At 62.4% G+C, this 14769-nt stretch carries 9 protein-coding genes; 5 read left to right on the forward strand and 4 right to left on the reverse strand.

Annotated features, from left to right (window positions below):
- Nucleotides 1-9 precede the first annotated feature (9 nt).
- The 4 genes from ACKFRT_RS01585 to ACKFRT_RS01600 form a co-directional block, all read right to left on the reverse strand.
- Complete coding sequence (locus tag ACKFRT_RS01585; protein ID WP_408926116.1) at nucleotides 10-2865, reverse strand: ATP-binding cassette domain-containing protein; 2856 nt, start codon at nucleotides 2863-2865, stop codon at nucleotides 10-12.
- 248 nt (nucleotides 2866-3113) lie between these two features.
- On the reverse strand, nucleotides 3114-4961 hold the full coding sequence (gene ilvD, locus ACKFRT_RS01590; protein WP_408925501.1) for a dihydroxy-acid dehydratase: 1848 nt from the start codon (nucleotides 4959-4961) through the stop codon (nucleotides 3114-3116).
- Between the two features lie 148 nt (nucleotides 4962-5109).
- Nucleotides 5110-5733 carry a PH domain-containing protein gene (locus ACKFRT_RS01595; RefSeq protein WP_408925502.1) on the reverse strand — a complete coding sequence of 208 codons (624 nt, stop codon included), beginning with the start codon at nucleotides 5731-5733 and terminating at the stop codon, nucleotides 5110-5112.
- A gap of 13 nt (nucleotides 5734-5746) precedes the next feature.
- Nucleotides 5747-7822, reverse strand: a complete 2076-nt coding sequence (locus tag ACKFRT_RS01600) for a mechanosensitive ion channel domain-containing protein (protein ID WP_408925503.1) — start codon at nucleotides 7820-7822, stop codon at nucleotides 5747-5749.
- Nucleotides 7823-8632: 810 nt separating this feature from the next.
- On the opposite strand from ACKFRT_RS01600, the gene ACKFRT_RS01605 reads away from it, so the two are divergent.
- The 5 genes from ACKFRT_RS01605 to ACKFRT_RS01625 all read left to right on the forward strand — a co-directional run bounded on the left by ACKFRT_RS01605 (nucleotide 8633) and on the right by ACKFRT_RS01625 (nucleotide 14769).
- Complete coding sequence (locus ACKFRT_RS01605; RefSeq protein WP_408925504.1) at nucleotides 8633-10495, forward strand: acetolactate synthase large subunit; 1863 nt, start codon at nucleotides 8633-8635, stop codon at nucleotides 10493-10495.
- Nucleotides 10495-11013, forward strand: a complete 519-nt coding sequence (gene ilvN / locus ACKFRT_RS01610) for an acetolactate synthase small subunit (RefSeq protein WP_408925505.1) — start codon at nucleotides 10495-10497, stop codon at nucleotides 11011-11013. The genes ACKFRT_RS01605 and ilvN overlap by 1 nt, the downstream gene beginning before the upstream one ends.
- A gap of 157 nt (nucleotides 11014-11170) precedes the next feature.
- A complete protein-coding gene (ilvC, locus tag ACKFRT_RS01615) occupies nucleotides 11171-12187 on the forward strand; it encodes a ketol-acid reductoisomerase (protein ID WP_296215787.1) in 1017 nt (338 codons plus the stop codon).
- 664 nt (nucleotides 12188-12851) lie between these two features.
- On the forward strand, nucleotides 12852-13709 hold the full coding sequence (locus ACKFRT_RS01620) for a cation diffusion facilitator family transporter (protein ID WP_408926117.1): 858 nt from the start codon (nucleotides 12852-12854) through the stop codon (nucleotides 13707-13709).
- Between the two features lie 163 nt (nucleotides 13710-13872).
- Entirely contained in the window at nucleotides 13873-14769 is an 897-nt protein-coding gene (locus ACKFRT_RS01625; protein ID WP_408925506.1) for an ABC transporter substrate-binding protein, read from the forward strand.

Below are 14769 nucleotides of genomic sequence, written 5' to 3' on the forward strand. Positions count from 1 at the left end.
TGGGGCGGATCAGCTCCGCTCGGCCAATACCCGGCCCGTCGCGGTGTCCGTTTGGGCCACTGCGGCGGGGCTTCCGTCTGCCACAATGCGCCCGCCACGCGCACCGGCACCCGGCCCCATTTCCAGCACTCGATCCGCTTGCGCAACCACGCGCATGTCGTGCTCGACGACCACTACCGTGTTTCCTCCGTCGACCAGTCGGTGAAGCTCCGTGATTAGCAAGTCCACGTCCGCGGGATGCAGACCGGTGGTCGGTTCGTCCATCAGATACACAGTGTGTCCGCGCTGCGCACGTTGCAGCTCGGTGGCCAACTTGATGCGCTGCGCTTCACCACCGGAAAGCTCCGTCGCCGGCTGTCCGAGTCGCAGATAGTTAAGCCCCACCGCCGACAACGCCTGCAGCGCCCGGGCGATCGCGGCCTCGTCGGCGAAGACGTCTCGGGCCTCCGCAACTGTCAATTCCAGAACATCTGCGATCGTCAGCCCGTTCCACGTGACCTCGAGCGTTTCAGACTTATAGCGCGCGCCGTGACAGTCGGGGCAGGGGGTATAGCTGCCAGGCAGGAATACCAGCTCCACCTCGATTTGCCCTTCGCCGTTGCAGGTCGGGCAGCGTCCTTGGGTGACGTTGTACGAAAATCTTGAGACAGTCCAGCCGCGTCGCTTCGCTTCGTCCGTTTGCGCGAAGAGTTTCCGTACTCGGTCGAACAGGCCGGTGTAAGTGGCCAGACAGGACCTAGGAGTTCGTCCAATGGGCTTTTGTGAAATTTGAACGAGCCGGTCGACTTGGCTGTCGCTACTGTTCCCATTGGCACTGCGCTTGCCGTCTTTACTACTAGACACCACATCTCCGTCGTTAATCGCTGTCTTCACCTGGCCGCGTAGGGTGCTGGCTAGCACGTGCAGGAGCGTGGATTTGCCGGAGCCGGAAATGCCAGTAATAGCCGTGAACGTGCCGAGGCCGACGTTCACGGTGAGACGGTCCAGGGTTCGCTCGGTGATGCCCGCGAGCTGAATTTCGCCGGAGGGGGTGCGGGCTTCAGCGTCGCTGGTTAGTTCCAGTGGCCCGGCGGTCAGCGCCCGCCCGGTGGGGGTGTCCGGTCGGGGCCCGTTGCCCGAGGCAGCGGGCTTGGCGTCAGCATCAGAATCAGTGCCGAGGTTTGCGGCCGTGCTGGAGTTTGCGGCCGTGCTGGAGTTTGCGGCCGTGCTGGAGTTTGCAGCCGGGTTGGGATTTGCGGCCGTGCTGGGGTTTGTAGCCGTGCTGGGGTTTGCGGCTGAGCTGGAGTTTGCAGCCGGGCCGGGGTTTGCCGCCAGGCTGAGGCCCGCAACCGGGCCGGAATAAAGGATTTCACCGCCGAGTTCGCCTGCGCCGGGGCCAACGTCGACGATCCAGTCAGCCTCCGCGACCAGGTGCATGTCGTGTTCCACCAGCAGGACGCTGTTGCCCGCGTCCAGGAACCTGCGGATCAGCTGCATCACGGCACGGCGTTCCTCGGGGTGTAGACCCGCAGACGGCTCGTCCAAGACGTAGGCCACGCCGAAAAGCCCCGACCGTAGCTGAGAAGCCAACCGCAGTCGCTGCAGCTCACCAGCGGAGAGAGTAGCAGTAGCACGGTCCAGGCTCAGGTGCCCCAGACCGAGATCCACTACCGATTCCAGGGTCGGGATCGCTTGTGCCAGCAGAATCCGTTCTGCCTCCGCGCTGGCGGAAGTCTCCGCTCTGCCAGAAGTCTCCGCTCTGGCGGTTTCCTCTGGCGGCTCAGTTCCTGCTGCGATTCCGGACACAGTGGTTCCAGGGACAGCTGAGGCTCTGTTGGATGCTCCGTCGGTGTCGGTGTCGGTGTCGGTGTCGGTGCCGGTGTCGGTGTCGGTGACGGTGCCGGTGTCCGTACCGGTGCCGGTGTTAGCAGCGGGGATGGAAGCCGTGGTCGATGCGCGGCGAGCAGCGAAGCGTTCCAGCACGTCCTCTAACGGGAGCGCACCAAGAGAGTCGATGGGAAGGCCGAGGTATTCCACTGAGAGGGCGTCGACAATTAGGCGACGACCATCGCACACTCCACAGCGGGAAGAGTGCATGAAAGACAGAACCCGTCGGCGCGTGGAATCGGAGCCCGTCTCCGCGAGCGTTTTCCGCAGATAAGATGCCACCGAACGCCAGGTGCCCTCATACGTCCGCTGGATCTGATCCGCACCTCGGTGGGGGTGAATTGTCACGACTGGGCGCTCGTCTGTGTAGAGGATCCAATCCCGGTCGGCCTGGGGGATGTCCCGCCAGGGAATGTCCATAGGGTAGCCGAGCTCCATGAGAATGTCGTGGAAGTTCTTCCCTGCCCACGCGCCGGGCCACGCGGCGATGGCTCCCTCGTCGATGGAAAGTGAAGGATCCGGAACCATGGACTCTTCAGTCGGTTTATGGACGACTCCCGTGCCCTGACACTCCGGACACATGCCGGCGGTTGTGTTGGGAGAAAAGCAGTCGGAAGCCAGCCGACCACGACGTTCGCGCACGTCCTGTGGATAAGTGCCGCAGCGTGAGTACAGCAGACGGATGGTGTTCGCCAGGTTGGACACTGTCCCCACTGTCGATCGAGCCCCGCCCGCGTGCGCGCCCTGCTGCAATGCGACCGTCGGCGGCAGCCCCTCGACGGACTCCACGCGCGGATCCACGGCTCCGCCGATCAGCCGGCGTGCGAAAGGGGCTACTGATTCCAGATACCGCCGCTGGGCCTCTCCGTGCAAAGTGCCAAACGCCAGTGATGATTTCCCCGAGCCGGACACGCCTGTCACCGCCACGAGCGCGTTGCGCGGCAGCTCGACGTCCTGATGCTTAAGGTTGCGCAGGTGTGCGTCGCGGACGCGGATCATCCCGTCGTCGCCACGGACGCCACCGCGTGCATCGCTTTCCGTGTCAGCGGCCGTGCCTGTGTCGGCGGCCGTGCCTGTGTCCGTGTTCGCGTGCCGGGTGCGGGACTGGATGGTTGAATCGTGCATGCCCTCCAGCCTACGGATTCCTTCATAGTTCAGAGCCTGGATGTAGCGGGGACGCTCTATCTCTGAAACCGCTGTGTAGTTGGGGAACATTGTCCCCCCGGGGACATGCAGTGGCTGTCGGGCTACTTCACTTCGCGGACGGCTCCGCGGTCTGCGGAGGTGGCCATCGCGGCATATGCACGCAGTGCCTTGGTTACCTTGCGCTGACGGGTGGTGGGGGTCCAAGGCTTGTCGGAGGCCTCCATCTCGTCGCGGCGACGCGCGATCTCCTCGTCGGAGACGTTCAGCTCTAGGCGGCGCTCATGCACATCGATGGTGATCGGGTCACCGTCGCGAACCAGGCCAATCACGCCGCCGTGCGCAGCTTCGGGGGAGATGTGGCCGACGGACAGACCGGAGGTACCGCCGGAGAATCGACCGTCGGTAATCAGAGCACATTTCTTGCCGAGCCCCGCACCCTTGAGGAATGCGGTCGGGTGCAGCATTTCCTGCATTCCCGGCCCGCCGGCGGGGCCTTCGTAGCGGACGACCACCACGTGCCCCGGCTGGACCTTCTTGTCTAGGATCACGCGCACGGCTTCCTCCTGGGACTCGACAACGAGCGCAGTACCCTCGAAGTGCCAGATCGATGGATCAACGCCTGCGGCTTTGATGACGGCGCCGTTCTCGGCGAGGTTGCCGCGGAGGATAACCAGGCCGCCGTCAGAGGTGTACGCGTGTTCTACATCGCGGATGACGCCACCTTCCGCGTCGGTATCCAGGCTGGACCAACGGTTCTCAGTACTGAATGGCTCTGTCGTCCGGACTCCGCCGGGAGCAGCATGGAACAACTCGATGGCTTCCTCTGTTGCAGCTCCGGAGCGGATGTCCCAGGACAGCAGCCACTCCTTCAGCGTGGCGGAGTGAACGGAGTGCACGCCTTCGTTCAGCTTGCCGGCGCGGTAGAGCTCGCCGAGGATGGCGGGGATGCCTCCTCCGCGGTGGACGTCCTCCATGTGGTAGTCGGAGTTTGGGGAAACCTTCGACAGGCATGGAACTTCGCGCGATAGCTGGTCGATGGAGTGTAGGTCGAAATCGATCTCGCCTTCCTGAGCAGCTGCGAGGATATGCAGCACGGTATTGGAGGATCCGCCCATGGCCATGTCCAGCGCCATGGCGTTTTCGAAGGCCTCGCGGGTGGCGATATTGCGTGGCAGAACTGAGGCATCTCCTTCGCCATAGTATCGGTGGCACAGCTCGACGATAGTGGTGCCAGCTTTGCTGAACAGGTCGCGGCGCTTGGCGTGGGTCGCCAGTGTGGAACCGTTGCCCGGCAGGGACAGACCCAGAGCTTCGGTCAGGCAGTTCATCGAGTTGGCAGTGAACATGCCGGAGCAGGAGCCGCACGTCGGGCACGCAGCGGACTCAACTTCCAGTAGCGACTGCGCATCGACTTCGTCAGATGCGGAGGCGGAGATGGCGGTAATGAGGTCCGTTGGAGCTTGAACGACACCGTCGACGGCCACGGCCTTGCCGGCCTCCATCGGGCCGCCCGAGACGAACACCACCGGGATGTTCAAACGCATGGCGGCGTTCAGCATGCCGGGCGTGATCTTGTCGCAGTTGGAGATACACACCAGCGCATCGGCGGCGTGGCCGTTGACCATGTACTCGACGGCATCGGAAATAACTTCGCGGCTGGGTAGCGAGTAGAGCATGCCCGCGTGCCCCATAGCGATGCCATCGTCGACGGCGATGGTGTTGAACTCACGGGGAACGCCGCCGGCTTCGCGGATGGCGTCTGCGACGATCTCACCAACGTCCTTCAGGTGCACGTGCCCCGGAACGAACTGCGTGTACGAGTTCGCGATGGCGATGATGGGCTTATCAAAGTCCTGATCCGTCATGCCTGTTGCGCGCCACAGGGCGCGGGCGCCGGCGGCGTTGCGGCCTTGGGTGGTGACGGTGGATCTCAAGGGGATGGCGTTCATGCTCTTCTCGGTTCTGTTCTTGTCTGTTCTTGTCGTTCTCGTCTGGTGATGTGCTTGCCGGCTGATTCTGCATTTCAGCTCTGCGCTCTAGGCCGGCGTGCTCAGGGCCGGCGCGACTGCCCGTCGGCTATGTGCTGGCGAGCTGCAGTTATTTGTCTTCGGAGCCGTCCTTCACAGCGCTATCGGCGTCAGCGCTATCCGCGCCAGCGTTTTCCGTGTCAGCGTTTTGCGCGTCAGCATTTCCTGCGTTTGCGTTTTCTGTTCTGGCGTTGTGTCCGTCGACGCCGGCTTCGCGGCGGCGCTGTTTTTCGTAATCCTTGTACTCGTCTTGGTCCATGAGTACGGCGTAGCCTTCCTTGTTCACAACCTGCACCTTGTCGTCCGTGGCCTCACGCGCTGGTGTGACGGGATCGGGAATGCGTCCGCCACTGGCCTTGTGCAAGCCGACTAGGGAGTTAAAGCTGATGCCCGGCAGCCAGAAGCTGTTTTCCTGGTTATCGACGGCGTAGGCGCGTCCGGCTCGGTTAAAGCGCAGCGCCCGGAAGTCTTCCCACTGCATGGTTTTACCTGCGCGGAAGAGGTAGCGCGTGGTGATGGCTTTGTCTGTAACGGTGGTGCGTACTCGCAAAGTCCACACAATAAACACTAGCGGCACCAGCGGAACCCAGAAAAACCAGGCCACCTTATAGCCGGTGAAGAGCAGGCAGATCAGGAACATGACGAACCCGCCGAGGATGTGTTCGCGGCTGGGGTGGAAAACCTTCGAGTTCATGTTGTTCATTTAATCAGCCATGAGTGGTGTCGGTCGCATTGGGCGCACCCATCGCGCGCATCCGACTGCCATTCTGAGCGTTGGCATCACCGCCACCGTTGACTCCGTTGGTACCGGCGGCACGGGGCTCGTTCGCGGGATTACTCTCGGCGCCACCACTTGCATCGCTTTGTCCGCCAGTGTTCGTATCGGAATTGGTGTCGGTGGAGTTCGAGGCACCGTCCGTGGATTGCCTGCTCGAACTGTCGGAAGTGTTCTCGGTAGCGTTGCCAGTGGATTGGTCATTCGCCTGGCCGGTGGGTGTGTCGGTGGAGTTGTCAGTGGAGTCACCGGTGGAGCTGTCGGAGGTGTTCTCGGCGGTGCCTTCGCTGGTGTTCTCGCCGTCCTTGGGGTCGTGCGTGGTTTCGCTCTTGGCCGGGCGGTCGCGCCAGTAGTCGGGGGAGAGCCACCCGGTGCCGCCTCCCTCCGGGTTCGACGATGCCAATGCCAGCCCACCGACCACCAGCAGCGCTAGGATCAGCCCGGTGGTTGATGGGCGGGTGCGGCCTCCGACGCTCATGATCCGCTTGAACTTTGAGGAGTAGTGCGTGTTGCGCCAGATACCTCTGAACTCCTCGGACTCGTCGGCTGCTTCACCCGCGGCATCGGAATCCGCCGTGCCAGTGGCACCCGCCGTGCCAGCGGTGCCAGCGGTGCCCGCAGAGCTAGCGGTGCCTGTGGTGCCCGCCGTGCCAGCGGTGCCCGCAGAGCTAGCAGAGCTGGCGGTGCCTGTGGTGCCCGCCGTGCCAGTGGAGCCCGCAGAGCTAGCAGAGCTGGCGGTGCCCGCCGTGCCAGTGGCTCTCGCCGTGCGAGCAGAGCTGGCGGTGCCTGCGGCTCCCGTCGAGCTCGGAGTATCGAATTTTTCTGGGGCGCTGGTGCCATCGACCGTAATTGCGTCGGGATGCGTGCCAGGTTCAGAACGCTCGGTGTGTGAGGCCGGGGCAGCGAGCGCGGACGCTTCAGTAGAGTCGTGCGCGGCGGAATTAGGTTCCGCGCGGCCGAGGGTACCGTCGCTATTCAGGGGTGTCACGCCTCGACGTTCGGCCTTTATCGCGTCGGTTGCGGCGCCAGCGGCCGAGGAGTGGTCGGCGGGTGCGGTACGAGCGCCAGAGCGCTGCGCCGGCATGACCTCCGTAGGCGCCAGTGCGGATTCTGCCGCTACTGCCTTGATGGGATTGGGTGCGGGGGTGTCGGCGTCTGAATCATCGAGAAAGACCCGCGGCATTTCGTAACGATCCCAGAAATCGTTTACCAACGCCGAGCGTAGAACGCGCTCCACAGCCCACTGGCGCGCCGGGTTCACCACGACCATCACGCGGAAGTTCACCTGCCACGACTGCCCCGCCGCCGTCGGAGCGACGATATCCGTGGCGGGCAGCACCTCCAGCTCGCCGGTGACGTCGCTGGAGATCGAAGGATCGCACAGGGCCTTTGCCGCCGTCGCCTCCACACGATCCGTCAGCTGCGACATGGACTCGTCCGCCTGCAGCGGCACGGCCAAATCAACCACCGCACGCGACCAATCCTGGGAGAAGTTCGTGATCACGCCCGCGGAACCGTTCGGGATCGTCACCACCTCACCCGAAGCCGTGCGAACCTTCGTCGCACGCAACGTCAGCCCCACTACGGTGCCCGAAATATTGCTGGATGTGCCGTCGAAGGATACGAAATCTCCCACGCCGAATTGGCGCTCCGAAATAATGAAGAATCCTGCCAGGAAATCACCGATCACGTTCTGCGCGCCGAAACCAATGGCCGCCGAGACAACCGTCGCCGGCAACGCGGCTCCCATGGCGGGCACGCCCAGGTTCGTCAGCCCCAGCATGATGATCGCAAAATACGCAATCGCCTGGAGCACGTACACCAACGCACCGACTAGGGCGAGACGGGACTTCGTGGCCTCTTCGCCTTCGTCGAACCGGCCGCTGACTATGCGAATCGCCAAACGCCCTACGCGGGGGATAAGAACTGCGATAATTACTAGTGCAGCTAGTGGAATGCCGTGGACGACCAGCCATTCCCAAAGCTGAAAAGCATAGAACTTAAACATGTTTTCCTACCGTAGCCGGGGAACCTGCCAAGCAGCTGCCAGTTGTGTGCTGTTGCGCGTATTTTAACGTGTTTCCAGCCAGTTTCACGGCTCGTGTTCAGGCGTGGGAAGTACAGGTCGGGGGCGGTTTTGAGGCGTCCATTAGGTGAGATCTGGTTGTCATATTTTGGGAAACATGTGGTCAAAGGCTTGACGATTGGCGGAAGAAGCGCTAGGTTTAGAGCTATGAAATCCACGCAACTAGTACGAGTGCTCATTATCGAGGGGCACCACTAGCTTCCTCGTCGAGTTCGACACGGTGCCCCCAACAACCGACGCAGCAGCGTCGGCTGCTTGGGGGCTTTTGTAGTTAGTCGTGTGGAGGACATGCACCTAACCGAACAAGCGATTCCACACCGAAGATTTTTCGGCCTTTTCGCTTCCTGGAAGAAGTGGGTGTTGCAGGTTTTAGCTTGCGAGGCCCCACTGTCGCGTCGGCGTTGCACTGAGCGAATCGGCGCTGACAGGTGCCGGCAGGTGCCGATCGGTATCGACCGGCTCGGATCGGCTCGGATCGGCTCGGATCGGACCGGATCAAACCGGCTCGGACCGGTATCGACCGGCTCGGATCGGCTCGGACCGGATCAAACCGGCTCGGCTCGGACCGGTTTCGACCGGTACTGACCGTAACACCGGTAACGATCGGCTCGGACCGGTTTCGACCGGTTTCGACCGGTAACGATCGGTATCGATCGGCTTGAACCGGACAGGGAGTAGAGGCAAAGAATTGAAGGCAGGACGGACTCAAGGACTCAAGGAGCGAAGGATAACGTGACACACACATCACGCTCGCAACCCAGCCCCGCCACCTTGGCGAACAACCCCCGCGGCAAGCGGCCAGAGCGAATTAACGGCGCACAGGCCGTGGTTCGCTCGCTAGAAGAGCTCGGCGCCGATGTCGTATTCGGCCTGCCCGGAGGTGCCGTGCTGCCGCTCTACGAGGCGCTGTACGACTCCGAGAAGCTGAACCACATTCTCGTCCGTCACGAGCAGGGTGCCGGCCACGCCGCCACCGGCTACGCGCAGGCGACCGGCCGCGTGGGCGTGTGTATCGCAACATCCGGTCCGGGTGCCACGAACCTCGTCACGCCCATCGCCGACGCCAACATGGACTCGGTGCCTCTGGTCGCCATCACCGGCCAGGTTGGTAAGGGGCTCTTGGGTACCGACGCCTTCCAGGAGGCGGACATTCGCGGCGTAACCATGCCGATCACCAAGCACAACTTTATGGTGACCCGCCCAGAGGACATCCCCGGCGCCATCGCCGAGGCGTTCCACGTGGCCTCCACCGGCCGCCCGGGTGCAGTGCTGGTGGACATCCCGAAGGACGTGCAGAACGCAGAGTTGGAATTCAACTGGCCGCCGACGTACGAGCTACCCGGCTACCGACCGGTCACTAACCCGCACCCGCGCCAGGTTGAAGAAGCCGTGCGGATGATCAGTGCGGCCAAGCGCCCGACGCTGTACGTCGGCGGCGGTGCAATCAAGGCGGAGGCGCACGCGGAGCTGCTGGAGTTCGCCGAGACCAACGACATTCCCGTCGTCACCACACTGATGGCGCTCGGCGCGTTTCCGGCCTCCCACCCGCTGTACATGGGCATGCCCGGCATGCACGGAAGTGTTCCGGCGGTGGCAGCGCTGCAGCGTTCCGACCTGCTGATCACCATCGGTGCCCGCTTCGACGACCGCGTGACCGGCCACGTAGAGAGCTTCGCCCCGGACGCGAAGGTCATCCACGCGGACATTGACCCGGCGGAGATTGGCAAGATCCGCGAGGTTAACGTCCCGATCGTCGGCGACGCTCGCGAGGTGCTGGCCGCCCTGCACACGGCCATGCGCAACCTGGATCTGCAGAAGCCCGCCACCGCCGGCTGGCTGAACTACCTGAACAAGCTGAAACAGGACTTCCCGCGCGGCTACGACGAGCAGCCCAACGGCAAGCTCGCCCCGCAGTACGTCATTGAGACCCTGTCCAAAACCGTCGGCCCGGAGGCTATCTACGTTGCCGGCGTGGGCCAGCACCAGATGTGGGCTGCCCAATTTGTGGACTACGAGAATCCCCGCACCTGGCTGAACTCCGGCGGTCTCGGCACAATGGGATACTCCGTGCCCGCTGCCATGGGTGCCAAGGCTGGCAAGCCGGAAATCTCCGTCTGGGCTATCGACGGTGACGGCTGCTTCCAGATGACCAACCAGGAGCTCGTCACCTGCGCGGTGGAGAAGCTGCCGATCAAGGTCGCCCTCATCAACAACGGAAACCTCGGCATGGTTCGCCAGTGGCAGACGCTGTTCTACGACCAGCACTACTCCCACACCAATCTGAAGCCGGGGGAGACCTACCTGCCAGACTTCCTTATGTTGGCTGAGTCCATGGGCTGTGCGGCGTTCCGCGTCACAAAGCCAGAAGATGTAGAACCGACCATCCGTAAGGCCGAAGAGATCAATGACCGCCCCGTGGTCATCGACTTCATCGTCGGCGAGGACGCGCAGGTGTGGCCGATGGTGGCCGCCGGCACATCCAACGAGGAAATCCAGTACGCACGCAACCTGCGGCCGCTGTTCGACGAGGAATCCTCGGCGGCAGAAGAACCCGCGGAGATCCACGACATCACCCAGGAAGGTGAGGAAGGCTAATGAGCACGAAAAAGGTACAGGTCCACACCCTGTCCGTCCTGTGTGAGGACGTCGACGGCATCATCTCCCGCATTTCCGGCATGTTCACCCGCCGCGCGTTCAGCATCATTTCGATCAGCTCCGGGCGCACGGAGGTGGAGGGCGTTAACCGCATCACCATCATCGTCGAAGGTGAGGATCACGTGGTCGAGCAGATCACGAAGCAACTGAACAAGCTGATCCCCGTTATAAAGGTCACGCGCCACGACCCGGAGACCATCGTCTCCCGCGGTCTGATGATGGTGAAGGTGTCCGCGGATAACGCGAACCGCACGCAGGTGGTGGAGTCGGCGAAGCTGTTCCGCGCGCACGTTGTGGACGTGGGGCCGGAGTCGGTGATTATCGAGTGCACGGGCACGCCGTCGAAGTTGCAGGCGTTGCTGGATATCCTGGAGCCGTTCGGTATTCGCGAGCTTGTCGAGGCGTCGCCGACTGCAATCAGTCGAGGTCCGCGCGCCATGTACCCGGCGAATCTTTAGGTCTTTTTAGTGACGCCCACGGCACGCGGCCGGGTAGGCGTCGCTACCTACAGAAGAGGGGTGCCAACCCCCGAAAGTTCACTATGTGGACGCAAAATCTCACCAATTGAAATAAAGTCTGCTATAAAGGTAGGCAGTCAACGAAAGGAAGCTCCCCATGGCAATTGATGTTTTTTACGACGACGACGCTGATCTGTCGATCATCCAGGGTCGCAAGGTAGCCATCATCGGCTACGGCTCTCAGGGCCACGCTCACGCTCAGAACTTGCGTGAGTCCGGCGTGGAGGTCGTCATCGGCCTGCGCGAGGGCTCCAAGTCTCGCGCCAAGGCTGAGGAGGCCGGCTTCACCGTGAAGACCAATGCGGAGGCTGCGAAGTGGGCAGACGTGATCATGCTGCTGGCTCCGGACACCTCCCAGGCGAAGATCTTCGCCGAAGACATCGAGCCGAACCTGAACGACGGCGACGCGCTGTTCTTTGGCCACGGCCTGAACATTCACTTCAAGCTGATCGAGCCGGCGGACAATATCGTCATCGGCATGGTCGCTCCGAAGGGGCCGGGCCACCTGGTTCGCCGCCAGTTCGTCGACGGCAAGGGCGTTCCGTGTCTGATCGCCGTGGAGCAGGATCCGAAGAACAACGGCCGCGACCTGGCTCTGTCTTACGCAGCCGCCATCGGTGGTGCGCGTGCCGGCGTGATCCCGACGACCTTCGAGGCCGAGACTGTGACCGACCTGTTCGGCGAGCAGGCTGTTCTCTGTGGTGGCACCGAAGAACTGATCAAGACCGGCTTCGAGGTTCTGGTTGAGGCAGGCTACGAGCCGGAGATGGCCTACTTCGAGTGCTTGCACGAGATGAAGCTGATCGTGGATCTGATGTTCGAGGGCGGCATTGGCAACATGAACTACTCCGTGTCCGACACGGCTGAGTTCGGTGGCTACCTGTCCGGCCCGCGTGTCATCGACGCAGACACCAAGAAGCGCATGAAGGATATCCTGACCGACATTCAGGACGGCACCTTCACCAAGCGTCTGGTTGCCAATGTTGAGGGCGGCAACAAGGAGCTGGAGGAGCTGCGCGCTTCCTACAACGATCACCAGATCGAGCAGACTGGTGCCAAGCTGCGCGACCTGATGAGCTGGGTCAAGGTCGACGCTCGCGCCGAGACTGCCTAAAGCGGCCCGGCCGAAACTGCCTGGCTGAGGCGGCCTGGCCGAAACTGCCTGGCTGAAGCGGCTCGACCGAAACTGCCCGACCGAAACAGCTCGGTCGAAGCAGCTCGGTCGAAACAGCTGGGCTGAAGCGGCCTGCTTAAAGCGGTCTGGCTGAATAGCTGAATGCTTTAGATTTTCAAGTTTATGGATTCTGAATTTGGAATCTGTTTAGCGGGGAGCCCATGTTCCGGCCGCCAATGGCGAGCCGTTCTGGCTCCCCGGCTTCGTTTTCAGTAAGTTGTCAATAAGGGATGTGGCTGCCTAAAGTGAGGGTATGAACGACCCCGCAAACGCAGCTCAGCAACAATCACAGGACCGTGGTGGTGCCGACGCGCACCGCCGCGGTCCTGCGCGTTCCGGCGAGTCCGCGCCCGCTGGCACACCTGCGCGTTCTAGCGCGCTTGCGGCTACCGGCGTATCTGAGGGTGGCAGCCAGCATGCGCCCGGTCATGGCCGCGCGCACTCGCAGGCGCCTTCGCGCTCGCACGCGCCTGCCGGAGCATCTGAGGGTGGTCGCGGGCGTTCGCGCGGCCATGCACATTCGCACGACTCCGGCCACGCACACTCTCACGGGCATTCGAATTCGCACTCGCGCGCGCACTCGCACGCGCCGACGGATGCTCCGCTGCGCGCGCTGCTCATTGTGCTTGGCGTCACTGGCACAGTCTTCTTTGCAGAGCTGATCGGCGGCTTGATTACGGGCTCTGTCGCACTGCTGGCCGATGCGATGCACATGCTTTCGGACGCCGCCGGCCTAATCATCGCGGTCGTCGCCATTTTTATTGGTCGCAGGTCCGCAACCGCGCAGGCGACCTTCGGCTATCGCCGGGTGGAGGTGCTCGCCGCGCTCGTCAATGCGGTCACTGTGTTGGGAATTTCGGCCTGGATTGTGGTCGAGGCGTTCCAGCGCCTCAGCGAGCCGGTGGAGATCATGGCCGGTCCGATGATGATCGTCGCGGTGATTGGGCTGATAGCTAACATAGTTTCCGCGTGGGTTTTGAATCGCCAGCGGAACCATTCCGTCAATGTGCAGGGTGCATTCCTGCACGTGCTGGCGGATATGTTGGGTTCGGTGGCGGTGCTCGTGGCGGGTGGTGTGATCATTTTTACCGGCTGGCAGTATGCGGATGTTATCGCCTCGCTGGTGATTGCCGCGTTGGTGTTACCTCGTGCCTGGCAACTGATGATGCAGGCCTTGCGCATTCTGCTCGAGCAGGCGCCTCCGGGTTACCAGCCCGCTGAGGTCGATGCTCTGCTGCGACAGGTCGACGGTGTGCTGGACGTGCACGATCTCCACCTGTGGTCGCTGGATGGGACGAGCGCGTTGGCGTCGGTGCACTTGGTGGTTCCGGAAGATCGCGACCCGGCCGTGGTGCTGTGCGTGGCACAGGCCGCGCTGCAGGAGCGGGGGATTGCACACGCCACCATTCAGGTGGAGCGTGCCAGCCACGCCGACCACGAGGGTCCGCAGAACGTCTGCTAGCGGTTGTGTGAGCAACGTCCGACAACGGTTGGGAGAACAAAGCTCGCCAGCGGTTGGGGCGGTAACGCTCGCTAACGGTTGAGAAAACCCTTGGCAAACGCAGTGGGGTGAAAAGCTAGGTATACCTTGCTTAGGTGAACCTAAGTCTGATAGCGTCCAGGGAATGATGAACTCCCGAGACCTTCGGCGTCGCTCCCTGCGCCGCACCATTGCCGTTCTTGTCGCGACGATCCTCGGTGCCACGGCTCTTGCTGCCTGTGGCGCCGGTGACGGTGACAACGGGGGAGGCGGTAAAGACGGCACGCCCCGGGTAGTCGCATTGGACTGGCGTTATGAGGAAATCCTCGAGGTGCTGGACGTAAAACCTGTCGGCATCGTCGAGATCGGCAAGTCCGCAGGGCCGAAAACTCTAGAGGGCAAGCTCGAGGGGATCGAATCGGTCGGCCAGGCAAAGCAGCCGAACCTGGAGGTCATCCAGTCTCTTGAACCGGATATGATCCTCGCTAGCCCAACGCGGCAGGAATCGATCATGCCGCAGCTGGAGGAAATTGCAGAGACGAAGTCCTACAGTGACGCCAGCTACACCGACGTCCTGGATTCCATGGACGACATCGCAAAGAAGCTAGGCAAGGAAGATAAAGCTAGGGAAGTACGCGAGCGCATCGAAGGCAAGGTCGAAGAGGCCAAGAAGCTCGTTAAGCCGAACACGCGAGCAGCGCTGGTCGGATGGTCGAAGGGTACCCTTTACACCTGGATCGAGGATTCCTTTGCCGGTTCCCTTCTTTCTGACGCCGGCTACGTGTACGGCTACGACGGTTCCCGTACCGCCATCGAATCCAAGACTGACGTTGCCGAAATGACGGGTGATAAGCTCCCCTCGATGAAGCTGGATCGGATGTACCTGTACAACGACATCGAAGGATTTAAGTCCAGCCCGTACAAGGACGTTGTGAAAGACATCGTGGATGTGGAGCAGGACACGTGGTCCCGTTCTCGCGGTCCACTGGCCGCAGAGGCAATGCTGGATCAGATCATCGAAACGGAGAGCGCGCGTAAGTAG

Source organism: Corynebacterium jamesii (genome assembly GCF_046097395.1).
Classification (GTDB): Bacteria; Actinomycetota; Actinomycetes; order Mycobacteriales; family Mycobacteriaceae; genus Corynebacterium.

Bases quoted from the DNA above. Each gene is read 5' to 3' on its own strand.
- ACKFRT_RS01625 (WP_408925506.1), top strand. From the start codon at position 13,873: ATGATGAACTCCCGAGACCTTCGGCGTCGCTCCCTGCGCCGCACCATT.
- ACKFRT_RS01595 (WP_408925502.1), bottom strand. From the start codon at position 5,733: ATGAACTCGAAGGTTTTCCACCCCAGCCGCGAACACATCCTCGGCGGG.
- ilvD (WP_408925501.1), bottom strand. From the start codon at position 4,961: ATGAACGCCATCCCCTTGAGATCCACCGTCACCACCCAAGGCCGCAAC.
- ACKFRT_RS01600 (WP_408925503.1), bottom strand. From the start codon at position 7,822: ATGTTTAAGTTCTATGCTTTTCAGCTTTGGGAATGGCTGGTCGTCCAC.
- ACKFRT_RS01585 (WP_408926116.1), bottom strand. From the start codon at position 2,865: ATGATCCGCGTCCGCGACGCACACCTGCGCAACCTTAAGCATCAGGAC.
- ilvC (WP_296215787.1), top strand. From the start codon at position 11,171: ATGGCAATTGATGTTTTTTACGACGACGACGCTGATCTGTCGATCATC.
- ilvN (WP_408925505.1), top strand. From the start codon at position 10,495: ATGAGCACGAAAAAGGTACAGGTCCACACCCTGTCCGTCCTGTGTGAG.